At 65.8% G+C, this 22,389-nt stretch carries 20 protein-coding genes and 1 rRNA gene; 13 read left to right on the top strand and 8 right to left on the bottom strand.

Going from position 1 to position 22,389, the window contains the following annotated elements:
• The first annotated feature begins 37 nt into the window (after positions 1 to 37).
• Both ACP4XC_RS05505 and ACP4XC_RS05500 read left to right on the top strand, forming a co-directional pair.
• On the top strand, positions 38 to 490 hold the full coding sequence (locus ACP4XC_RS05505; protein WP_427173853.1) for a mucin-associated surface protein: 453 nt from the start codon (positions 38 to 40) through the stop codon (positions 488 to 490).
• Positions 491 to 657: 167 nt separating this feature from the next.
• The gene (locus ACP4XC_RS05500; protein ID WP_427173852.1) at positions 658 to 1,272 is read left to right on the top strand and encodes an SRPBCC family protein; all 615 of its coding nucleotides are present in this window, start codon (positions 658 to 660) and stop codon (positions 1,270 to 1,272) included.
• A gap of 91 nt (positions 1,273 to 1,363) precedes the next feature.
• Here the strand turns inward: ACP4XC_RS05500 and ACP4XC_RS05495 are convergent, their stop codons facing one another.
• A complete protein-coding gene (locus ACP4XC_RS05495) occupies positions 1,364 to 3,586 on the bottom strand; it encodes an NADP-dependent isocitrate dehydrogenase (RefSeq protein WP_427173851.1) in 2,223 nt (740 codons plus the stop codon).
• Between the two features lie 287 nt (positions 3,587 to 3,873).
• Between ACP4XC_RS05495 and ACP4XC_RS05490 the strand changes: the two genes are divergently transcribed.
• On the top strand, positions 3,874 to 4,854 hold the full coding sequence (locus ACP4XC_RS05490) for a trypsin-like serine peptidase (protein ID WP_427173850.1): 981 nt from the start codon (positions 3,874 to 3,876) through the stop codon (positions 4,852 to 4,854).
• A gap of 22 nt (positions 4,855 to 4,876) precedes the next feature.
• Positions 4,877 to 5,065, top strand: a complete 189-nt coding sequence (locus ACP4XC_RS05485; protein WP_427173849.1) for a hypothetical protein — start codon at positions 4,877 to 4,879, stop codon at positions 5,063 to 5,065.
• 439 nt (positions 5,066 to 5,504) lie between these two features.
• Here ACP4XC_RS05485 and purH read toward each other — a convergent pair whose 3' ends face one another.
• On the bottom strand, positions 5,505 to 7,175 hold the full coding sequence (gene purH / locus ACP4XC_RS05480; protein WP_427173848.1) for a bifunctional phosphoribosylaminoimidazolecarboxamide formyltransferase/IMP cyclohydrolase: 1,671 nt from the start codon (positions 7,173 to 7,175) through the stop codon (positions 5,505 to 5,507).
• Positions 7,176 to 7,326: 151 nt separating this feature from the next.
• On the opposite strand from purH, the gene ACP4XC_RS05475 reads away from it, so the two are divergent.
• Positions 7,327 to 8,679, top strand: coding sequence for an MFS transporter (locus ACP4XC_RS05475; protein ID WP_427173847.1), 1,353 nt, complete (start codon positions 7,327 to 7,329; stop codon positions 8,677 to 8,679).
• A 151-nt stretch (positions 8,680 to 8,830) separates the two neighbouring features.
• On the opposite strand, the gene purN is transcribed toward ACP4XC_RS05475, so the two are convergent.
• On the bottom strand, positions 8,831 to 9,412 hold the full coding sequence (gene purN / locus ACP4XC_RS05470) for a phosphoribosylglycinamide formyltransferase (RefSeq protein ID WP_427173846.1): 582 nt from the start codon (positions 9,410 to 9,412) through the stop codon (positions 8,831 to 8,833).
• Between the two features lie 39 nt (positions 9,413 to 9,451).
• On the opposite strand from purN, the gene ACP4XC_RS05465 reads away from it, so the two are divergent.
• On the top strand, positions 9,452 to 9,880 hold the full coding sequence (locus tag ACP4XC_RS05465; protein WP_427173845.1) for a hypothetical protein: 429 nt from the start codon (positions 9,452 to 9,454) through the stop codon (positions 9,878 to 9,880).
• A 30-nt stretch (positions 9,881 to 9,910) separates the two neighbouring features.
• Here the strand turns inward: ACP4XC_RS05465 and ACP4XC_RS05460 are convergent, their stop codons facing one another.
• Positions 9,911 to 11,230 (bottom strand): DUF6350 family protein, encoded by a 1,320-nt coding sequence (locus ACP4XC_RS05460; RefSeq protein ID WP_427173844.1) that lies wholly within the window; start codon positions 11,228 to 11,230, stop codon positions 9,911 to 9,913.
• Positions 11,231 to 11,437: 207 nt separating this feature from the next.
• Between ACP4XC_RS05460 and ACP4XC_RS05455 the strand changes: the two genes are divergently transcribed.
• Positions 11,438 to 11,899, top strand: a complete 462-nt coding sequence (locus ACP4XC_RS05455; RefSeq protein ID WP_427173843.1) for a DUF4383 domain-containing protein — start codon at positions 11,438 to 11,440, stop codon at positions 11,897 to 11,899.
• 174 nt (positions 11,900 to 12,073) lie between these two features.
• Here ACP4XC_RS05455 and ACP4XC_RS05450 read toward each other — a convergent pair whose 3' ends face one another.
• Positions 12,074 to 13,453, bottom strand: a complete 1,380-nt coding sequence (locus ACP4XC_RS05450) for a phenylacetate--CoA ligase family protein (protein ID WP_427173842.1) — start codon at positions 13,451 to 13,453, stop codon at positions 12,074 to 12,076.
• A gap of 344 nt (positions 13,454 to 13,797) precedes the next feature.
• Between ACP4XC_RS05450 and ACP4XC_RS05445 the strand changes: the two genes are divergently transcribed.
• From ACP4XC_RS05445 to ACP4XC_RS05420, 6 genes are all read left to right on the top strand, one after another.
• Entirely contained in the window at positions 13,798 to 14,664 is an 867-nt protein-coding gene (locus ACP4XC_RS05445) for a hypothetical protein (RefSeq protein ID WP_427173841.1), read from the top strand.
• Positions 14,665 to 14,748: 84 nt separating this feature from the next.
• A complete protein-coding gene (locus tag ACP4XC_RS05440; RefSeq protein ID WP_427173840.1) occupies positions 14,749 to 14,991 on the top strand; it encodes a hypothetical protein in 243 nt (80 codons plus the stop codon).
• A gap of 262 nt (positions 14,992 to 15,253) precedes the next feature.
• Positions 15,254 to 16,411, top strand: a complete 1,158-nt coding sequence (locus tag ACP4XC_RS05435; protein WP_427173839.1) for a glycosyltransferase family 4 protein — start codon at positions 15,254 to 15,256, stop codon at positions 16,409 to 16,411.
• The gene (locus ACP4XC_RS05430; RefSeq protein ID WP_427173838.1) at positions 16,408 to 17,760 is read left to right on the top strand and encodes a UDP-glucose dehydrogenase family protein; all 1,353 of its coding nucleotides are present in this window, start codon (positions 16,408 to 16,410) and stop codon (positions 17,758 to 17,760) included. The genes ACP4XC_RS05435 and ACP4XC_RS05430 overlap by 4 nt, the downstream gene beginning before the upstream one ends.
• A gap of 161 nt (positions 17,761 to 17,921) precedes the next feature.
• Positions 17,922 to 18,206, top strand: a complete 285-nt coding sequence (locus ACP4XC_RS05425; protein WP_427173837.1) for a hypothetical protein — start codon at positions 17,922 to 17,924, stop codon at positions 18,204 to 18,206.
• Positions 18,207 to 18,333: 127 nt separating this feature from the next.
• Positions 18,334 to 20,487: a putative bifunctional diguanylate cyclase/phosphodiesterase gene (locus tag ACP4XC_RS05420; protein WP_427173836.1), complete on the top strand. Its 2,154-nt coding sequence runs from the start codon at positions 18,334 to 18,336 to the stop codon at positions 20,485 to 20,487.
• A 66-nt stretch (positions 20,488 to 20,553) separates the two neighbouring features.
• Here ACP4XC_RS05420 and ACP4XC_RS05415 read toward each other — a convergent pair whose 3' ends face one another.
• From ACP4XC_RS05415 to rrf, 3 genes are all read right to left on the bottom strand, one after another.
• A complete protein-coding gene (locus ACP4XC_RS05415; protein WP_427173835.1) occupies positions 20,554 to 20,874 on the bottom strand; it encodes a GYD domain-containing protein in 321 nt (106 codons plus the stop codon).
• A 191-nt stretch (positions 20,875 to 21,065) separates the two neighbouring features.
• Positions 21,066 to 21,908 carry an SDR family NAD(P)-dependent oxidoreductase gene (locus ACP4XC_RS05410; RefSeq protein WP_427173834.1) on the bottom strand — a complete coding sequence of 281 codons (843 nt, stop codon included), beginning with the start codon at positions 21,906 to 21,908 and terminating at the stop codon, positions 21,066 to 21,068.
• A 211-nt stretch (positions 21,909 to 22,119) separates the two neighbouring features.
• A 5S ribosomal RNA gene (rrf, locus tag ACP4XC_RS05405) occupies positions 22,120 to 22,236 on the bottom strand.
• Positions 22,237 to 22,389: the final 153 nt, after the last annotated feature.

Below are 22,389 nucleotides of genomic sequence, written 5' to 3'. Positions count from 1 at the left end.
TCGCGTCCCGGTCGCGGCAGGCGTTTGGAAGATCACAATGGCGTGGGTAGTTGTGTGCGGCGCCCTGGCGGGCTGCAGCCCAGCGGCACCCGAGCTGGAAACCGACGCGGCCCGGCAGTTCCAGGCCAGGGTCCTAAGCATCACCCAGGCCGCGGCAGCAAACGATGATGCCACTGCCCTGAAATCGCTCGATGACCTTATAGCCCAGCTGGACGCCGCGACCGCCGATGGGAAAGTATCCTTCAAGCGGCACCAGAGCATCCAGTCCGCCATCGACGCCGTTCGCGCCGATCTGACGGCGCAGGCCCAAGCCAAGGCAAAGGCCCAGGCTGATCAGGCGGCCGCAGTAGCCGCCAAGGCTGCAGCCGATGCGGCCGCAGCGGCCGCGGCTTCCCAAGCCGCCACGGCCCCGGACGTCCAGGCACCGGCAGTGCCCGCGCCAGGGAACGCCGGGCCGGGCAAGAGCGACAAGGGCAAGGGAAAGGGCTGAGCCGGCGGCAGTGCCGGACCTCAGCGGCCGGGATTCTCGAGCCGTTTTTTCGTCAGCAAGCTTACTATTTGCCGTGATTCCCGCTAGGTTGGTTAAGCGGGCCCACAAGGCCCACCACGATCAGAACCGCGGACCACGGGTCCGCCAGCTGAAGGAGTGAAGTAAGCATGGCAACTGTCCAGGAATCCATCAACGTGAATGTCCCGCTGAGCCAGGCCTACAACCAGTGGACTCAATTCGAGGACTTTCCGCACTTCATGAGCGGCGTCGACTCCATCCGGCAGCTCGATGACACGACCGTTCATTTCAAGACCAGCATCGCTGGCGTAAAGCGTGAGTACGACGCCCGCATCACCGTCCAGCAGCCGGACCAGCGCGTCACTTGGGAAAGCCTCGACGAGCCCCGCAACGCGGGAACCGTCTGGTTCGAAGCGCTGAATCCCACCGAAACCAAGGTCAGCGTTGAATTGACGTGGGAGCCCGACTCTGCGGTGGAAAAGCTCGGAGCTGCCGTGGGGCTCGACTCCCACCAGGTGTCCGCAGACCTCAAGCGCTTCAAGAAGTTCATCGAAGAACGTGAAGTTGAAACCGGTGCCTGGCGCGAGCGCGTCAGCGGCGGCGAGGTGAGCGGCTCGGCGGCCACAGGTTTCCAACGGGAGGCCACAACCGCTGTGCCTCTCCAGGAAGAAGTGGGGTACGACGCCGTTCCGACCGAACGTCCCGTCAATACCGATCCGGATATGGCCACGGAGCCCCCGTTCGGCAAGCACGTCCAGCGCTAGCCAACATCATCAAAGAAGCCCCGCCTCCCATTTGGGAGGCGGGGCTTCTTTGGGCCTGAAGTCTCTTGACCCGGGACCTTGGACCGGGGAACTACTTGGTCAGGCCGGAAAGAACTTCTGAGAACTTCGCGGACGGACGCATCACTGCGGCTACCTTGGCCACGTCGGGGTGGTAGTAGCCGCCGAGGTCAACCGGGGATCCCTGAACCGCGAGCAGCTCGGCGATGATGGTGTCCTCATTGGACGCCAGTGCCTCCGAGACAGCAGCGAAATCGGCGGCAAGTTCGGCGTCGTCGGTCTGCTGCGCCAGTTCCTGGGCCCAGTACTTGGCCAGGTAGAAGTGGCTTCCACGGTTGTCGAGTTCGCCCACCTTGCGGCGCGGGGACTTGTTCTCCAGCAGGAAGGTGCCGGTGGCGCGGTCCAGTGTGTCGGCAAGGACCTGGGCGCGCTTGTTGCCGGTGGTCGTGGCCAGGTGCTCGAAGCTGACGGCCAGGGCAAGGAATTCACCCAGGCTGTCCCAGCGCAGGTGGTTTTCCTTCAGCAGCTGCTGGACGTGCTTCGGGGCGGATCCGCCGGCACCAGTTTCAAAGAGACCGCCGCCGTTGATCAGCGGAACAACGGAGAGCATTTTGGCGCTTGTGCCGAGTTCGAGGATCGGGAAGAGGTCCGTGAGGTAGTCGCGGAGCACGTTGCCGGTCACCGAGATGGTGTCCTCTCCCTTCCGGATGCGCTCCAAGGTGAAGGCGGTCGCCTTTTCCGGGGACATGATCTCGATCTGCAGGCCCTCGGTGTCGTGGTCCTTGAGGTATTCCTTGACCTTGGCGATCAGGTTGGCGTCGTGGGCGCGCCCCTCGTCCAGCCAGAACACGGCCGGCATCTGGGAGGCGCGGGCGCGGGTGACGGCCAGCTTGACCCAGTCACGGATCGGGACGTCCTTGGCCTGGCATGCGCGCCAGATGTCCCCCGGGAAGACCTGGTGTTCGATCAGGACGTTGCCCTTGCTGTCAACGAGCTGGACGCGGCCGGCAGACTGGATCTCGAAGGTTTTGTCGTGGCTGCCGTATTCCTCCGCGGCCTGGGCCATGAGACCCACGTTGGGAACGGTGCCCATGGTGGTGGGGTCAAATGCGCCGTGGGCACGGCAATCGTCAATGACAACCTGGTAGATGCTGGCGTAGCTGCTGTCCGGGAGGACGGCGAGAGTGTCGGCTTCCTTGCCGTCCGGACCCCACATGTGGCCGGAGGAACGGATCATGGCGGGCATGGAGGCATCCACGATAATGTCGCTGGGAACGTGCAGGTTGGTGATTCCCTTGTCGGAATCCACCATGGCCAGGGCGGGGCCCTCTGCGAGGCCCTTCTTGATGGCCGCCTGGACGCCTTCACGGACATCCTCCGGCAGCTCTTCGAGGCCGCCGAGGATGGATGCCAGTCCGTTGTTGGGGCTCAGCCCCGCAGCAGCGAGCTGGTCTCCGTAGGTGTCGAACAGTTCGGAGAAGTAGGCCTTGACCACGTGACCGAAGATGATGGGGTCCGAGACCTTCATCATGGTGGCCTTCAGGTGCGCCGAGAAGAGAACGCCTTCCTCTTTCGCCCGCGCAATCTGGGCGGCCAGGAACTCGTCCAGGGCGGCGGCGCGCATAACGGTTCCGTCCACGACTTCGCCCGCCAGCACGGGGAAGGGCCGCTTCAGGACCTTGACCGTGCCGTCTTCCTTGACGAACTGGATCTTGACGTTGTCATCGGCCTCGATGACAACCGACTTCTCGTTGGCGCGGAAGTCCTCGGCGGCCATGGTGGCCACGTTGGTCTTGGAGTCCGGGCTCCAGGCGCCCATGGAATGAGGGTTCTGGCGTGCGTAGTTCTTCACCGAGAGCGGCGCGCGGCGGTCGGAGTTGCCTTCGCGCAGGACCGGGTTGACGGCGGATCCCTTGATCTTGTCGTAGCGGGAGCGGATGTCCGTCTCCGTGTCGGAGGAGGGGTTGTCCGGGTAGTCCGGAAGGTCGTAGCCCTGGGCCTGGAGCTCAGCGATGGCGGCCTTCAGCTGCGGAATGGACGCGCTGATGTTGGGCAGCTTGATGATGTTCGCTTCCGGCTTCTTCGCCAGGGCGCCCAGTTCGGCGAGGGCATCGCTGACCCGCTGCTCTTCCGTCAGGAAGTCGCCGAAGGCGGAGATGATGCGGCCAGAGAGTGAAATGTCGCGGGTCTCGACTTCCACACCAGCAGTCGAGGCATAGGCCTCGACAATCGGCAAGAACGAATACGTGGCCAGCATGGGGGCTTCGTCAGTGTGGGTATAAATAATCTTGGCCATTGCTTGGGCGTCTCCCTGAAGGTATACATACAAATCTGGCGTTATTTCAACATACTTAACTTACCCGAGGGGGCCCGGTTGACGCCTACCGGCGTCGGGAGGCCCGCTGAGCATGACCCTCAAAGCCTCGCGCGCAAGGGCGGGAAAGCGGTCACCGGGCCGGCGCTCCACCCTCAAATACAAGAGTTGAATATCTCTTTACAAAGTTGTCATGGCTGGATTAGGTTCAGTCCCACCAGCGGTGGCCACCACCAGAGGCCCGCCGCATCCCGACTGGTTAGGACACCATGACGAAATCGAAGACTCTGGCCACCAGCCTCTTGAGCCTCTCCGCGGCAGCCCTGCTGGCAATCTGCGCACCGGGCGGCGCAACGGCCGCACCCGCAGCCCCGCAGGACAACGGGGCCAGCCAGGTTTCGAGCCAGTCCGTGGACAGCGGCGGCGGCGCCAGCTACTGGACGCCCGAACGCATGCGCGCCGCTATCCCCGGGGACGTGCTGGCCGCAAAGGCCCTCGCCCGTGGAACCGGCTCCCCGGCGTCGGCGGTGGAGAAGGGTTCTCCGGCCAAGGTGGCCGGCAAGTCCGGCAAGGGCAAGACCGTCCTGCATACGGATGAAAACCCTGTGTCCCACATCGGAAAGGTCTTCTTCACCATGGGCGGCAGCAATTACGTCTGCTCCGGCAACTCCGTGACCTCGACCAATAAGAGTACGGTTTCCACGGCAGGCCACTGCGTCAACGAGGGCCCGGGCGCCTTCGCCACCAATTTTGTCTTTGTCCCCGCATACCTCGATGGAGCAGCGCCCTACGGCAAATGGGCGGCCAAGGCCCTGTACGCCCCAACCCAGTGGAGTTCCGCGGGCGACATGCAGTACGACACAGGTTTCGCGGTGGTCTCCCCCCTCAACGGCCAGAGCCTGGCCGACGTCGTGGGTTCCTCAGGCGTGCAGTTCAACGCCGCCCGCGGCCTCACCTACACCTCTTACGGCTATCCGGCCGCCGCTCCCTTCGATGGACAGTCGCTGGTCGGCTGCACCGGCCCGGCCAGCGATGATCCATACAACCCGCAGTTCAACAGCCAGGGCATCCCGTGCGACATGACGGGCGGTTCCTCCGGCGGTCCGTGGTTCATCGGCAGCGGCTCCGCCGGCTACCAGAACTCCATCAACAGCTACGGCTACAGCGGCGCACCCTCCAAGGTGATGTACGGCCCGTACTGGGGCTCCGTCATCGAGCAGGCCTACACCAGTGCAGCATCAGCCAGCTGAACCTGAGTCCGCGGATGCTTCCGTGAGCCACAGCGAAGTCACCCAGGCCCCGGAGGAAGTCATCGCATACTGGACACCTCAGCGGATGGCCGAGGCCCAGCCGCGGGAGATCCGGCTGCCTGCGCCCGGGCCTGAGTCTTCTGAGCCTGAGGTTTCCGTGCCTCCTGGATCAGCAGAGGCCGAGAGTGAAGCGGCCCCGGAGCAGGAGTAACTGAAGCAACGCTCGACGGCGGCCGTCCCCACGCGGGGCGGCCGCCGTCGTCCGCTCCGCCCCGCGGGACATGCCCTCCCCACGCGCCCAGGACTGGACATAACGCCAGCCTGCCCGGCCGCGGGCACAAAAAATGGACATGTCCTCCCCCGCCGGCAGACCACCCCCGCCAAACTCACGGGCCCCCGCGGGACATGCCCTCCCCACGCGTCCAGGACTGGACATAACGCCAGCGTGCCCGGTCGCGGGCACAAAAAATGGACATGTCCTCCCCCGCCGGCAGACCACCCCCGCCAAACTCACGGGCCCCCGCGGGACATGCCCTCCCCACGCGTCCAGGACTGGACATAACGCCAGCGTGCCCGGTCGCGGGCACAAAAAATGGACATGTCCTCCGGGTGAAGGGAGGACATGTCCATTCGTGGTGATGCCAGGGACCCTAGTGGAAGAAGTGGCGCGCACCCGTGAAGTACATGGTGATGCCGGCGGCGTTGGCTGCGGCAATGACTTCCTCGTCGCGGACGGAGCCGCCCGGCTGGACCACGGCGCGGACGCCGGCGTCGATCAGGATCTGAAGTCCATCAGCGAACGGGAAGAACGCGTCCGACGCCGCCACGGCACCTCGTGCGCGCTCCGGGGCGCCGCTCGCGTCCCCGCCAGCAGCCCCGCCAGCAGCGTCAACGTCGGACTCGACGGTGACGCCCAGCGTGTTGGCACGCTCAACCGCGAGCTTGCAGGAGTCGAGCCGGTTGACCTGGCCCATCCCGATGCCCACGGCGGCACCGTCGGCCGCGAGCAGGATCGCGTTGGACTTGGCGGCACGGCAGGCGGTCCAGGCGAAGGCGAGGTCCGTCAGGGTCGCGGGGTCGGCGGCCTCGCCGGCGGCGAGGGTCCAGTTGGCGGGGTTGTCGCCCTCGGCGTCGACCTTGTCCGTTGCCTGGACCAGCATGCCGCCGGACACCTGGCGGAACTCCGTGGGATAACGGCCGTAGCCCTCGGGCAGGGCAAGGAGGCGGATATTCTTCTTCTTGGAGAGGATCTCCACTGCTTCGTCCTCGAAGTCCGGCGCGATGACCACTTCGGTGAAGATGCCCGCCACTGTCCGGGCCATCCCGGCCGTGACGGTGCGGTTGGCCGCGATCACGCCGCCGAATGCAGAAACCGGGTCGCACGCGTGGGCCTTGGCGTGGGCGTCCGCGATGGGATCGGCGGCGTCGGCGGATCCGACAGCCACACCGCACGGGTTGGCGTGCTTGATGATGGCCACAGCCGGACCGGCGAAGTCGAACGCCGCACGCAGGGCCGCATCGGCGTCGACGTAGTTGTTGTAGCTCATGGCCTTGCCGTGCAGCTGGTCCGCCTGGGCGATGCCCGCCGGGGCGGCCCTGTCCACGTAGAGCGCCGCCTGCTGGTGCGGGTTTTCGCCATAGCGGAGGACCTCTGAGCGCTCCAGCGCCAGGCCCGCGTAGGAAGGCCAGTCGATCACGCCGTCGCCGTCTTCGTCCAGGAACTGGCTGGCGGTCCAGGTGGCCACGGCAGTGTCGTAGCTCGCGGTGTGCGCGAAGGCCTTGGCGGCCAGCCGACGCCGGGTCTTCAGGTCAAAGCCTCCTTCGGCCGCGGCGGTCACCACGTCCCCATAGGAATCGGGGTCCACCACAATCGCGACGGCGGCGTGGTTCTTCGCGGCGGAGCGCACCATGGCGGGTCCTCCGATGTCGATCTGCTCCACGACGTCGTCCTGCGCGGCGCCGGACTTGACGGTCTCGACGAAGGGGTACAGATTTACCACAACCAGGTCGAACGGCTCGATCTGCATGTCCGCGAGGGTCTGCATGTGCGCCGGCACGCGGCGGTCGGCCAGGATGCCGCCGTGAACGCGCGGGTGGAGGGTCTTGACACGGCCGTCCAGCATTTCGGGCGAGCCGGTGACTTCCTCGACCTCCTGGACCGGGATGCCGGCGGCGGCGATTTTCTTGGCGGTGGAGCCGGTGGACACAATCTTCACGCCTGCTGCGTGCAGGCCCTTCGCGAGCTCCTCCAGACCGGTCTTGTCGTAGACCGAGATCAGGGCTCGGCGGATGGGAACACGGTCTAGCTGCGTAAAGCTCACAAAGGTCTCCGTCTTATATCGCGTTGATGTGCGCGGGTGGTGGGGATGTGGCCAGTTTATCGCGTCGCGCGGCCGGCGTTCCCAGCGCGCCGGAGTGTGAAGATCCGGCATGCCACCGCACTGCATCGTAAGGTTTTAACAGGAGGCCCAAATGAATACTTACACCACTGTGCCCAGCGGCGAACAAGTGGTCCAGGAATTGCCGTGGCGGTGGAAAGTCCAAGGCCGGATCTTCCTGATCGGCGGCCTTGGTTTTATGTTCGACGCATGGGACGTGACGCTTAACGGCATCCTCATTCCCCTCCTGTCCAAGCACTGGTCACTGAACCCCGGCGACGCCGCGTGGATCGGCACGGCCAATCTGATCGGCATGGCGGTGGGGGCGTTCGTTTGGGGCACCATCGCGGACACCATCGGGCGCAAGAGGGCCTTCACCGCCACCCTGCTGATCTTTTCGATCTTCACGGTGCTTGGGGCCTTCTCCCCGGACATCGTCTGGTTCTGCATCTTCCGCTTTATGGCCGGGTTCGGCCTGGGTGGCTGCATCCCGGTGGACTACGCGCTCGTGGGCGAGTTCACCCCCCGCCGCCAGCGAGGGAGGGTGCTCACAGCCATGGACGGCTGGTGGCCGGTGGGCGCAGCGCTGTGTGGCTTCGTCTCCGCGGGGCTGATTGCGGCCTTTGCGGACTGGCGGCTGACCATGCTGGTGATGGTGCTTCCCGCCCTGCTGGTGTTCTGGATCCGCCGTAGCGTGCCCGAGTCCCCGCTCTTCCTCATCCGGAACGGCCGCCGCGAGGAGGCCGCGAAGGTCATTGACGACCTGGTCACGGCAACCGGCGCCGAATCCCGCGCTTACAGCCTCCCTGGCCCGCAGGAGGTCCCGCGGCTCTCCGCCGGCGGCGCCTGGGAACAGCTTGTCCGCATCTGGCGCTTCGACTGGAAAATCACCACCGCGGCCTGGGCCCTGTTCCTGACCATCCTGCTGGTCTACTACCTGTCACTGACATGGATGCCCAGGATCCTGATCGGCGCAGGCTTCGAGGAGTACAAGGCTTTCCTGACGACGGCGGGCATGGCCGCCGTCGGGCTTCTGGGTGTGGTGGTGGCCGCTGTGCTGGTGGAGCGGGTTGGCCGCAAATGGATCCTGGCCATCACGGGTCCGTTGTCCGCGCTGGCGCTGGTGATCGTGGCGTTCGTGGTGGACATTCCGTCCGCCGCCGTATTCTGGCTCCTGGTGTTCGGCTTCGTGGTGCAGGTGGCCATTCCCGTGCTGTACACCTACGTTTCCGAGCTGTACCCCACGGAACTGCGGGGTTCGGGCTTCGGGTGGGCGTCCACATTCTCCCGGCTCGGCGCGGGCTTCGGGCCGCTCATCTTCGCCTCGGTCCTCTGGCCCCAACTGGGCCTGGCCACCTCCTTCACCCTGGCCGGGGGCCTGGTGCTGCTGGCTGTGCTGTGGATGGCGTTCTTCTCGCCCGAGACCAAACAGCACGCCCTGGACTGACCCGCTCCCCCTAACTCCCCCAGCTAGCCCGCTTCCCCCAACTGACTCGCATTAGATGCCGTCATGGGCGCCCATAACGGCATCTAATGCGAGTCAGTTGGGCTGGAGCTAGTTGGGCTGGAGCCAGCTGGGCGCGAGCTAGTGGAGGGGGCTACTTGGGCCGGACAGGGCTGGCCGCCGCAAGTGCGGCCAGGGTCGAGACCAGGAGCCGGCGCTCCACCACCTTGATGCGTTCGTGCAGTGTTTCCTCGGTGTCGTTGTCCTCGATGCTCACCGCTTCCTGGGCAATGATGGGGCCCGTGTCCACACCCGCGTCGGCCCAGTGCACGGTGCAGCCGGTGACCTTCACCCCGTATGCCATGGCGTCCCGCACCCCGTGCGCGCCGGGGAAAGCCGGCAACAGCGCCGGGTGCGTGTTGAGGTACTTGCCATTGAACGCGTCGATGAATTCAGGGCTGACGATGCGCATAAAACCGGAGGAGACCACCACGTCCGGCGCGTAGGCGGCCACGGCCTGGATCAGGGCGGCATTCCAGTCGGCGCGGTCCGGGTAGGCCTTGAAGTCCACCACGAACGTGTCGATCCCGGCCGCCGCGGAGCGTTCGACGCCGTAGGTTCCCGGGCGGTCCGCGCCCACCGCGGCGATCTCCACGTCCAGCTCCCCCGCTTTGACGGCGTCAATGACAGCCTGGAGGTTGGAGCCGGTACCGGAAACGAGGACAACGATGCGCATGGGTCTAGCTTATGGGGCGCCTCGCGTAGGCTGGAAAACATGAACCCCCCGAACCCCGGCTCTCCCCAGCAGACCCGGCAGCCTCTCAGCGACGCCGCGAAGTCCTCGCTGCTGATGACGCACAACCTGTTCCGCACGTTTATCGTGACCGTGCTGGGCGCCTTCTTCGTTTTCCAGCTGGACATCAATTTGCTGTGGCTGGCCGCTCTCCTCACCGTCATCAGCATTGTCTTAGGCATTGCGCTGCTGGTCCGGGCCGTGAAGCTCAAGGAGTCGCGGCTGGTGCTGTTCGGGACGATTTCCGGGTTGGTGGTTTCGGCGGTGATGGTGCTGCTCATTCTGGCCTCGGCAGTGTTCTTCAACCAGGTCAGGGACTTCCAGCAGTGTTCCCGCTATGCACTCACGGACCAAGCCGCCGCCGAGTGCCGCACCCAGCTTGAACGGTCGCTTCCCACGCAGCTGCGCTGAGCCCGCGGGGGGCCAGGACATCTCCGGTGCCTAGCGGCGACCGGCCGCTTCCAGGTCCGCTTCCTGCAGTTTCTGCCGGCGTTCCAGCCACGGCCCCGCCGCATGACCGATTACGACGCCGATGCCCACTTCCGCGGCCACCCACAGTGCCGTACTGATCGGGTCAGGTCCGATGTCCGTCAGGCGCCCGATGCCCGCCGAACCGCGGGCCATCCAGGCAAGCCCGCCGGAGAGGGTCCCGGCCACGGAGCCGATGATCGCGGCGAGGGCCAGTGTGGACACCGTGGCCGTGAACCAGCGGGCACGGATTTTGATGGACAGCCACTCGTCAAAGTGGTTCTCGCCCTCGCGCAGGAACCACCAGCCAGCCAAAGCACCCGCCAGGGCGGGTACCACCAGCGCCACAAAGCCGTAGTCCAGCGGTCCGGAGGGCACTGCCGCGAAGACCGGGATGGACGGAAGCGGCCCGACGGCGGTCCCCAAGGGACCAGCCTGCGAGCCCACACCCAGGGCGAACCCGGACCCCGACGCCCAAGCGAGCGCAAAGACGGCCAGGTTGGGCAGGAAGCCGAGCTGCGCGATAGTGAGCACAGCCCCTCCCAGCGCACCGGCGGCGAGCCCTTCATACACGGCGATCACGCTGTCCCAGTGGATGAAAAGGTCCACGGCGAGCAACGCGGAGGACAACGTGAGCGCGGCCATGAGGGCCACGGAACCGGCCTTGACCGCGGAGCCGAGATAGGAACCTGCCCAGCGTGAATGCTGGCTGGTGCGGGCGAGCCAGTCCACGGCGTCGACGCCGATGAGGCGGCTCCAGGAACCGGCCTCGCGCCGGGCTCCCACCACCATGCCCAGGCCAAACGGGACGAGCGGCATCAGGCCGGCGAACCAGAGATTGATGGCGACGTCGTTGGTGCGGCAGACGAACCCGGTGGCCGCACCGAAGCTGGCATATGCCAACCATGACCCCAACAGTGCCTGCCAGAGCTGGTCCGTGTAGGAGGCCCGCGCCAGCCGTCGGCCGGCACGCCAGGCCAGCAGGAAGGGAATGAGCGTCAGGCCCAGGGGAATGAGCGAAAGGGTGCCTGATTCGGGGTACGCCGCGGCGCCCTGCGAGGCCGTGTTCAGGTGCAGGGGAACACCATGGATCAGCAGCCATGCCTGCCCTGCGAGCCGGGCCAGCGCGTCTGGCTGGGTGTTCTGGAAACCGGCAGTGGCCCACACCCCCACGAGGGGCGCGATCACCACGAGGGCGGAGATCACCGCCGCTTGCGCCGATTCGAGCGCTCCCTGCAGCCACAACGGCATGGGAAGGCCACGTTCTCCGGTCTGATCAGCGCGCAGTTTCATCGTGTTCCATGGTGCCATGCGGCTGGCTGTGGCCCGTTTCCGACAGGCTTGTTGGCCGGAGATCATGCGCCGTGACGCTGCCCACGGCGGCCGGAGCCGCCGTCGTCGTCCATCCGACAGGGGCCACTTGTGCCCCAGCACCCGGCGCTTTTTCCATTACTCAGCCGTAAAATTGGATTGTCCGCAATCAGTGGTTGGAGGCAGAAAATGACTACCGCATCCCCACATGCACACGGCGTTCATTTTGGGCGCACGGACGTCCAGAACGTCGGCATGGGTGTAGGTATCGTAATGATGCTGGTGGGTGTTTTGGGGTTCATCCCGGGCATCACCCAGCAGTACGGCGAACTGAGGTTCCTTGGACCTGATTCGCACGCCATGTTCCTCAACTTGTTCCAGGTGTCCATGCTGCTGAACATCGTGCAGCTGGTCATTGGTGCCGCAGGCTGGGCGATGTCGCGCAGCGGAACTGGCTCCCGGAACTTCCTTATGGGGTTCGGTGCGCTGTACGCCGTCCTCAGCATCTACGGGCTTAGTGTCGGGGCAAACTCGGCGGCCAATTTCCTGTCGCTGAGCATGCTGGACGGCTGGACCCTGTTGGTGTTGGGCATTGTGATGATTGCCGCCGGCTGGATCCTTTCACGGCATCTGGCTGACGAGCGCAGTTAGCCCGGATCTCGTAAGCCGGGATAGAAGGAGCCGCGAATGAGGAAAGATTCCAGTTAATCTGAAGTAATTCGTATCCAACGGTTGGTGCAGTGGCCCGCGTAGGCGCAGGCGGCTGCACCAACTTTTGCCCTTAAGGCTTGCGTTAACGGACCAAAGCCGAACAGCGGATAGAGGTTAAGCGGACCACACCTGCCGGAACTTTCCGCTGCGGTCAGGCCGGGGAAGCTCCTCGGCGAACTGCACGTCGACGGCGTCGCACCCCTGTGTGGCCAAGAAGCCTGCCAGCCGCTCCCGTACCGATGCCCGCACAGCGTCCGGATCCGCGTCCGGCCACGTTTCAAGCCGCACGGTCAACGACGAGGGGCCGGTGCGGATGGCCTGGAACCGGCGGACGCCCGCCGTCTCCTCGACCACGGTGACCAGCGCCAGCGGCAGGACCGTCGCTTCGCGCCCGTCAGCCGTTTGGAAGGCAAGCGCCTCACCGGCCCGGCCTTCGACCCTCACCACGGGAAAGGGACTGCCGCAGGGGCACGGATCCACCGCCATCTCGATCCGGTCTCCGAGGTCGTACCGGATAAACGGCTGGACCCGGTTGGCAAGGTTGGTGACGAGCACCGTGTGGGAGGTGACACCTGCAGGAACCGGCTGATGGTTCTGGTCGACCGGTTCCACGAGGAACCAGTCCGAGTTGACATGGAACGAGCCTTCCCTGCACCGGCTGGTCAGGGCCGGGACTTCCGAGGAGAGGTAGCGTTCGGTCACGCGGCAGCCGAGGACGGCTTCGATCTCCGCGCGCCCGTGATCTGACAAGCTCTCGCCCGAACTGATGGCGAGGACAGGCCGGATCCTCAGGTGTCCTGTCTTTTGCTCCCCGGCCAGCTGGAGCATGGCGCTCGGATATCCGTAGAGCACGGTGGGTTTGAAGCCGTTGAGTTCCGCGACGAGTTCCGGCAGCGGCCTGAGCACGGAGAACACGCGAAGTCGCCGCGCGATCAAGGGGCTCCGCCGCCGCGCGTATTCCGTCATCACCACCCCGGCGAAATGGCCGCCGCCCGCAACAAGGGCCGCGCCCCTGAGCCCGCGGCGGAGTATGGCCACTATTTCACCAGCACGGATCAGTGTCCGGCGTTCACGGATCCGGACCACTACGCTCACCACCATCCAGGACGTGCGGTCGTGGACCAGGACGGCGGGCTCGCCCGTGGTCCCGGAAGTGGTGGCCACCAGGTACTTCCCACGATAGAGAAGCCCCAGCTTGGACGGGTCGGACAGCAGCTCGGATTTCAGCTTCGCCAGTGTGATGTGCGGGTCGGTCACCCATTCGTCGAAGTGTTCCATCAGTTCCCGCTTGGCTGCCGGAGGAAGCTGCCGTGGATCCGTGATGGTGTCCGGAACCTCCCGATACAGCCGTCGGTAATATGGCGATGCCCGCCGGGCAAATTCCACCAATTCTGCCAACCGGGCCTGCTGCAGGCGTCCTATCGCCGCGCCCCCGCCACGCTCGGCCCGCCAGGTGTCCCAAGCGATCCTTATCGGCCCGGATCCGGCATGCATCGCGAATCCCCTCTCCGGGACGGGCGCGCGGCACACACCGCCCCTGCGGCCACCTTGTCATGGGGCTCGGCGCGGCGACAGGGGCCTTTGGCCCCGGCAACCGCCGGCCGGACTCTACCCAAAAGTCATGCCGATGCACTAGACGACGCGGCAGCGACGGGAGTATTCTGATGCTCCATTGTCACTGGGGGGTGAGCTGGATGGGTCTCGCGCTGCACAGGTTTTGCCGCGCTTATGCGCGCCCGCTAGTCCTATCCGTTCTGCTCGCCCTTGGCTGGCTTGTCTTGGGCTCCCTTGCTTGGGGCGCGGGCACAGCCAATGCGGCAGCGTCTGACCCAAATCCGGTGGACGTGCTCGGAAACGCCGGCACCTCCACCGTTGACCAAGTCCCCTCGCTCGCCCAAGCGGTCAATGATTCAGTAACGCCTGTTCCCTCGCGGGTGACCACCGCTACCACCAGCGTCAGCGGGTTGGCTGACTCATCGGCCCTGCCTTCGGTCCAGGACGCTGCAGCCCCCGTTACAGGCGCCGTGAGTGCCGTGGCGGACACTTCAACCGTGGTCTTTAGCGGGGCGACCGACGCCGTGAGCACGGTGGTCGGCACAACGGTCAATACCGCGGTGGGTGCAGCAGCTCCCCTGGTGACGGGAGCCGCGGAGGTTATCGATCCCGTGGTCGGCACAGTGCTCGATCCCGTGGTCGGCACGGTGCTGCCGGGGGTGCCCGCGCCGCCGACCGCACCGCTTCCGCTGGCAGAACCGGCCGCTGAGGTGTCGGGCGGAGATCCCGCCCATTTGCCCGTGGGCCCAACGGATGCGGCTGCACCTCTGTCTGCCGCGAGCGACGTGCAAGCGGCCGTCCGCGCGCCGGCCGCGGCGCCCGATACCGCGGTCCCTTCCCGGGCGGCCGGCTTCACCATGGAGCAGCTCCTGCGGAACGACTTTGCACTACGCGGTCCGGCGGAAGCGGCTGTTTCTGCATCGCCGTCGCCCGTCGCCCCACGCGCGGACGAGCTTCTCCCCCTTGCCGCAGTGCAGGGTCAGTCCCGGTCCGGGTCCGGGTCTTCGGGCCCGGGCGGCGGGGCACAGAGCTCGGCTGATCTGGCGGATTCCTGGTCACCCTTGCGGCCCGGCGACGGCACACGGATGCCCGCCCCCGCACAAACCGTGGCGGCCGGTCCGTCCTTTGATCCGGGGTCTTCCCCCGACTGAACAGGTCAACCCTGCCCTTTAGCGGCAGACGCGACCCCCTGCGCCACCGGCGTATGGAATCAAAATTCAGTCAGGAGAATAGTCATGTCATTCAACGCCCACGTGCTCCATTCCCGCTCCGCCGTCCACACCGCCGCCGGCCCCATCAGGAGCCACTTCGGCACCACCGCACGGATCGGAAACTGGCCCGACCCCATGCGCGCACGGATCGGAAACTGGCCCGACCCCATGCGCGCACGGATCGGGAACTGGCCCGACCCCATGCGCGCACGGATCGGAAACTGGCCCGACCCCATGCGCCCTGCGGCCGCCGAGGCCCGAGGCTGATCCACAAAGGCCGGTCCGGATGTTGTCCCGCGCTCTTCTGGGGTGGTGCGGGGCAGCGTCCGGACCCTTACGCACGCCACCGGGCGCCGCCGTCGGCCCCTCCGCGCCCCGCACCGCCCCGCGCCGCCGGGCACCGTCGTCCGCGGTGGTGCCGGGCGCCGTCGTCCGCGCGTTCAACGAGAGCCGCGTTGTTAACCCAACCTTTCACTTAGCGTCACGCCCATTCCCCCGGCTCGTCAGCGTGCGCCCGCACCGTGGAGGTGTGAGGATCGCAATCGTTGCCGAATCATTCCTGCCGCTGATGAACGGGGTTACGCACTCCATCCTGCGGGTGCTGGAGCATCTGCAGGAAAGGGGCGATGAGGTGATGGTGATCGCCCCGTCCACGCACGACAGCGATGTCTCCGATGTGGTCCACGGCGCGTTTGTGCACCGCCTGCCGTCCGTCCCGCTCGCCGGGTACATGAACGTGCGGGTGGCGATGGGCGGTGTGAACCGGGTCAAGAGAATCCTTGCCGATTATGCGCCGGACGTTGTCCACCTTGCTTCCCCGTTCGTGCTCGGCTGGCGGGCGGCGCAGGCGGCGCACCAGCTGGGGATCCCCACCGTGGCCATTTACCAGACCGAGGTGCCCAGTTATGCTGCGCGCTACGGGGTGCCGTTTATGGAGAACTGGGCCTGGAACCGGGTGGAGAACATCCATCTGTTGGCGTCCCGGACGCTCGTGCCGTCCACTTTCGCGCTGAACCAGTTGCGCGGCCGCGGGATCCTGCGGGTGGACATGTGGCGGCGCGGTGTGGATACCGCGCGGTTTTCGCCGGAAAAGCGTGACGGCGCCTGGCGGGCATCCGTGGCTCCCGGCGGCGAGCGGATTATCGGCTACGTGGGGCGGCTGGCCATCGAGAAGCAGGTGGAGGACCTGGCGGCCCTGGCGGATGTGCCGGACACCAAGCTGGTGATTGTGGGTGACGGACCGCAGCGCGAATCCCTCCAGGAGGTCCTGCCGGATGCGGTGTTTGTGGGGTTCCTCGGCGGCGAGGAACTGGCCCGCGCGGTGGCATCCTTCGATCTTTTTGTGCATCCCGGAGAGTTCGAGACGTTCTGCCAGACCATCCAGGAGGCCATGGCATCGGGCGTGCCGGTGGTGGCCACGGGCCGCGGCGGCCCGCTGGACCTGGTGGAGAATTCCCGCACCGGCTGGCTGTACAGGCCCGGCGATCTTGCCGGGCTTCGCTCCCACGTAATGGACCTGATGGGCGACGACGCCAAACGCCGCGCGTTCTCGGCGGCGGCCCACGCCTCGGTCCAGGGCCGGACGTGGCCGGCACTGAGCGCGGAGCTTGTGCGGCACTACAAGGCGGTGATCGCCGGGGCCCCGGTGGTTGAACCGGACGAAACCAGACGAGGAGCAACCCTGTGAAGATTTCCGTGATCGGCTGCGGCTACCTTGGCGCGGTCCATGCGGCCACGCTGGCGTCAATGGGTCACACCGTGGTGGGCGTCGACGTCGATGCCGACAAGGTGGACCACTTGGGCCGCGGCTCGGCACCGTTTTTTGAACCCGGCCTCGATGAGCTTCTCCATGACGGCCGTGCCACAGGCAGGCTCAGCTTTTCCACCGACTTCGCCGATGCCGCCGACGCGCAGGTGCACTTCCTGTGCGTGGGCACCCCGCAGTCCAAGACGTCCGACGGCGCCGACCTCACCTTCCTCGTCTCCGCCATGAAGGCGCTGCTCCCGCACCTGAGCCGGCGCTCCGCCGTCGTGGGCAAATCCACAGTGCCCGTGGGCACGGTGGACATGCTCAGCCGGATCCTGTCGCCGCGCCCGGACGTACTGCTCGGCTGGAATCCTGAATTTCTGCGGCAGGGCACAGCGGTCAAGGATTCGCTGGTCCCGGACCGGCTGGTCTATGGGGTGCGCGGCGGGCGGGGGTCGGTTGCCGGCCGTGGCGTAACGGCGGCGCTGGATGCCGTTTACGAGCCATTGCTGTGCGCCGGGGTCCCGCGGCTGGTGTGCAACTACGCCACGGCGGAGCTGATTAAGTCGGCGTCGAACGCTTACCTCGCCACGAAGGTGAGTTTCATCAACGCAATGGCCGAGCTGTGCGATGCGTCCGGCGCGGACGTGACCGAGTTGAGCGAGGCCATGGGCCTGGATCCGCGGATCGGCAGCCGCTACCTGCATGCCGGCCTCGGTTTCGGCGGCGGATGCCTGCCCAAGGACATCAGGAGCTTCCGGGCCCAGGCGTCGGCGTTGAAGATCGGCTCGGTGGAGCAGTGGATGGGCGTGGTGGACTCAATCAACCTGGGCCAGCGCGCGCGGACGGTCGGGATCGCGCAGGAGCTGTGCGGCGGGCATCTGTCCGGGCGTACCGTCACGGTGCTGGGCGCGGCGTTCAAGCCTGACACGGACGACATCCGGGATTCCCCCGCGCTGGACGTCGCCCTGCAGTTGGCAACGGCCGGAGCGCACGTGACGGTGACGGATCCGAAGGCCATCAACAACGCCTGGATGCGCTACCCGCAGCTGCGGTTCGAAAAGTCCGCCAGCCGGGCGCTGGAAGGCGCCGAACTGGTCCTGCTGCTGACCGAGTGGGACGAGTACCGCTCGTTGTCACCGGCCGCCGTCGGCGAACTCGTCCGACGCCGGACGGTGCTGGATGCACGCAACGTACTGGACGCCGGAGCATGGCGGGCGGAAGGCTGGACTGTCAGGGGACTCGGGACGAATGCCCTGGTCCCGGCCGAGTCGGTCCGGACCCCTTAGCCCGCCGATGACCTTCGTCTCTGCCCTCGTCCTGACGGCGGAAGTACGGTGAAGGTGACGTCAAGCTGCTCCAGTTCGAAGGCGCGGGTCATGTCGCCGTCTACGGCCTCGGAGACCTCGTCTCCGGCCTTCTGTACAACGGGTACAGCTTCAGGGACCAGGTGATCAGCGAACTGAGTGCCTTCGGCTCTCCCGTGCGCCCGCTGATGGTCGCGGTCATCCTCATTCACGCGCTCCTGGTGGCCGCCTTCGGGGCAGGGGTCTGGCTGTACGCGATCGCGACGCTGCTGGTTGTCGCGGGGTTCGGGCCCGCATCATCGTCCGCCATCCGGGGCATCGCCCAGAACCTGACGCCGTGGGCTGGTGCCTTCGAACGGATCAACGCTTACGCGTACTTCGCGTGGATCGTGGTGCTCGCGGTCATGACAATGCGACGACGACCCTAGCACCGTGAGTCGTCTTGTCCGCGGGACAAGCGGTTCTCCTGGATCGGCCCTATGATGTCCGGAGGGGAGGACATCTAATGGAACAACTTTGGTCTCAAATTGTTGTGCCTTTGGTGATGAGAGTGCCATGACGGCGCCTCATGCCAACGGAGAACAGGGGCAGGAACGGCCGCCCGCCGCATGCCCCGGCGTTGAAGCGGTGATCGATTCGCTGCCGGACGCCGTGTTTGTGATCGATGAACACGGCACCATCAGTTTTATGAACGCCGCTGCCGAGCGCATGTTCGGGTATGAACGGACCCAGCTGCTCGGCCAGGACCACCGCGTGATCCTCGCCGAGGGCTTCCGGGACGGCTTTCAACGGCTGCACGCCAGCCTCCGCCGGGATAGCACCCGCGAGCGTCCGCCGTTTGAGGCTTATGGCCGCCGGCGTGACGGCACCGAGTTCTACGGAGAGGTCGCCTGCGCGCTGCTGGAGTGGGACGCCGGGGTCTTTATCACGGCCTCCGTTCGCGCCACGCTGCACCGGGAAGCCGACGCCGGCCTGCGCGAAGCGATGTCACTGCTGAGCGCCACCCTGGAATCCACGGCGGACGGCATCCTGGTGGTGGATACCGATGGGCAAATAGAAGGCGTCAACGACCAATTCGTGAAGATGTGGGGTATCCCGCGCGATTTGCTTGCGACCCACGACGACGAGGCCGTGATGGGCTTTGTCCTCGCCCAACTCTCGGATCCGGTTCAGTTTGCGGACAAGGTCCACGAGCTCTACGCACACCCGCTCGCCGAAAGTAACGACGTCCTCAAATTCACGGACGGACGCACCTTTGAGCGGTATTCCCGGCCGCAGAAGGTCGCGGACAAGGTTGTGGGCCGCGTCTGGAGCTTCCGCGATGTCACGCCACGGCTGGCGGCGCAGGAGCAGGCCAAACGGGCCATGGCCGATCTCGCCGAGCAGGCCGAGCAGCTCAAGGCTCTCGCGTTTCAGGATCCTCTGACCGGCCTCGCCAACCGCAAGCTCTTCAACGACCAGCTGGCGGAGGCACTCCGCAGCGATTTAGGCCACCCGGTGGACGTTTTGCTGCTGGACCTGGACGATTTCAAGGAAGTCAACGACATCCTGGGGCACCATGCCGGCGACGAAATGCTGACCGAGGTGGCGCGCCGGCTAAGGTCCTGCGTAAGGCCCAACGACACGGTGGCCCGTCTGGGCGGGGACGAGTTCGTTGTCCTGCTCACGGCGGCGGAAAATCCGGAGAGTGTTGCCGCCCGGATTGTGGAATCGCTGAATGTTCCCATGTGGATCGACGGCTCCATGCTGCGGCCCAGCCTCAGCCTGGGCCTGGCGTCGCGCAGCGCCGAGGCTCCGGCGGCCTCGGAACTACTGCGGCGGGCGGATGTGGCCATGTATGCGGCCAAGGCCGCCGGTAAAAACCGGTACATGCGGTTCGCGCCGGACATGATGACGGCACTGGTGCAGCGCACCGATCTGGAGGCAGGCCTGCGGACGGCGGTGGAGAGCGGTCAGATCACCGTTGACTTCCAGCCGGTCATCTCTCCCCGGCTGGGCGAAGTGGTCCAGTTCGAGGCCCTGGCCCGCTGGAAGAAGGACGGCCACCTTGTTTCGCCGGGGCAGTTCATTCCCCTCGCGGAACGCAGCGGTCTGATCTCAGTCATCGGGGAGCAGGTCATGCGGAACAGCTTTATCCAGCTGAAGCCCTGGCTCACCGCCGATGCCACCCGCTCCGTGGCGGTGAACGTCTCCGGGGTCCAGCTGCTGGGATGCACGTTCGCCGCGGATGTGCTCCGCCTGGCGTCCAGCAGCTGCATGGATCTGCGGCAGCTGGTGCTCGAGGTAACGGAGAGCGTCTTCTTCGACCCGGACGTGCACGTGATCAGACAACTCGACCGCCTTCGCGATGCCGGCGTGCGGGTTGCGCTCGATGACTTCGGCACCGGCTATTCATCCCTGGGCCGCCTTCAGGATCTGCCGGTGGACGCCGTCAAGATCGACAGGTCGTTTGTGTCCATGGTCCGGACAGGGGCGGAGAAGCTTCCCATCCTGAACTCCATGATCAACATGGCCCACAGCCTGGGCCTCACCGTCACGGCTGAAGGCATCGAAACCACAGCCCAGGCAGCCTATTTGACCGGCCTGAACTGTGATTCCCTGCAGGGTTATCTGTTCTCCTATCCGGAACCGGAGAGCGGCTTGGAACTGGCGCTGCTCCGGTCCGCTGACGCCATTGACGAACTGAAAGGTGTTCGGCTCACGCCATGACGGGTGGCGCCCCCGGCCATTGGCCGGGGGTGCTGCGGGGCATTGGCCGGGCGCTGCTGCCCGGGGCTACTGTCCGGGGGCGCGGTAGGCCGGCGTCTTCTTGACCGCCTCGTCGATGTCCTCTGGAGTCATAAGCGGCTTCAGCATCAGGTTCACGGCGCCCGTTGAGTTGATCATGAGGGACAATGCAGCGGCGCTGGCCTGGTCCGGGATGTCGAAGACCCCCAGGACATCTGTGTCTCCGAAGGCGTAATAGAAACACTCGAGTGAGCCGCCTACCGATTTGAGCGCCTCGACCACGGCGTCACGGCGCTTGGTGCCGCCTTCCCGCATGAGGCCCTTGATGCCCTCGTCCACGTAGTTCGCCTCGAAAAGGTATTTGGTCATGGCCAGTCCTGTTCTGTGCTGTCCGGACACGGGCCTCCCAGATCGTGCGGTTCCGGAGATGGTCCCCGGCGTGGGGCTGTGCCCACATGCTAGGCCCAGCCCCTGCGCACTTTCAACGGTGCGCAGTGAGTAAGTGCAGGGAACCAGCACGCTCACGCACTGCGTTCAGGCAGCGCACCAGGGCCGCCTGGTTAGGACCTGCGGTCCAGCCTGTCGATTCCAGCCACCATCTCGGCGCTCCGCTCCCACAACTGCCGGGCCAAGCTGGCGTCGTAAGCCTGTTTGTTGGCCTTCGCCAGTGCGCGTTTCGCGTAGTAGGCGCCGGAGATCCAGTCCTCCCCCGGGGTGGTGGTGGCCAGCCACACGAGGGTGTCCGCGCCCTGCTCGGGCGTGAGCATCAGCCGCTTGAGGAATGACTTGTAGACGAAGCGGAACGGGCTTGTGGATTCGGCAGCGAAATTCGTTGCCACCCCGCCCGGGTGGAACGCCGCCGTCGAGATTCCCGCTGCGTGGAAGCGGTGGTGCAATTCCGTGGTGAAAAGGATGTTGGCAAGTTTGGCGGTGCCGTAGGCACGGCTCGTGGAGTACTTGCGGGCAGCGTCGAGGTCGTCGATCTCCAGGTTTCCGAAGCCGTTCGCGGCGCTGGAGGTGTTAATGACGCTGGCCTTGCTCGCAGCAAGCACGTCCATCAACTCGGTGGTCAGCAGGAAGGGGGCCAGGTGATTCACCTGGAAGGTCTTCTCGTGGCCGTCCACGGTGAGTTCGCGGTTGCCCATGATCCCGCCGGCATTGTTGACGAGGACATCGATACGGGGGTACTTCGCCTTTAGCTCCGCGGCCAGGGTGCGCACCTGGGACAGATCAGCGAAGTCGCTGACGAAGAAGTCCGCGTTGATCTCCTCCGCCACCGATTGTGTCTTCGCATCAGACCGTCCGACGACGACGATCCGCTCCCCTGCCTTCGCCAGCGTCCGCGCGGCGGACGCGCCGATGCCGTCGCTGGCTCCCGTAATGACGATAGTGCGTGCGGTCATGGCATGTCCCCTGAACTAAGTCGGTGGCGGATCCGGTGTCGGATCCGGCGGATGAAACCCGGTGATACAACGACGCGGGGCTGGTTTGCGTTCCGCGTCCTGTCTGCCCTGGCCGCGGGCCCTGATACCTACAAGGCGGACCGAAGACGGAAAGGGCCGTTAAATGCGGGAGAGCCTCCAACACGGGTTGGAGGCTCTCGACCTAATTTATGTCCGGCGGTGACCTACTCTCCCACACCCTCCCGGGTGCAGTACCATCGGCGCTGTGGGTCTTAGCTTCCGGGTTCGGAATGGGACCGGGCGTTTCCCCCACGCTATGACCGCCGTAACCCTTGCTCCGCACCCCGTTCTAGGGGGTGGGAAATCTTGTGGTTACAACATGTGTTCCTGCCCGGTGCGGGCAGGTGTGGTGTTGTTATTCAGTTGTTGGTTCGCCAGGCAACGTGCCGCGGGTGCGGGTTTGTTGGTTGGGAACCACATA

Source organism: Arthrobacter sp. 92, from assembly GCF_050260325.1.
Classification (GTDB): Bacteria; Actinomycetota; Actinomycetes; order Actinomycetales; family Micrococcaceae; genus Arthrobacter.
The sequence above is the reverse complement of the archived record's forward strand: the minus strand, read 5'-3'. Positions and strand labels throughout refer to the sequence as shown.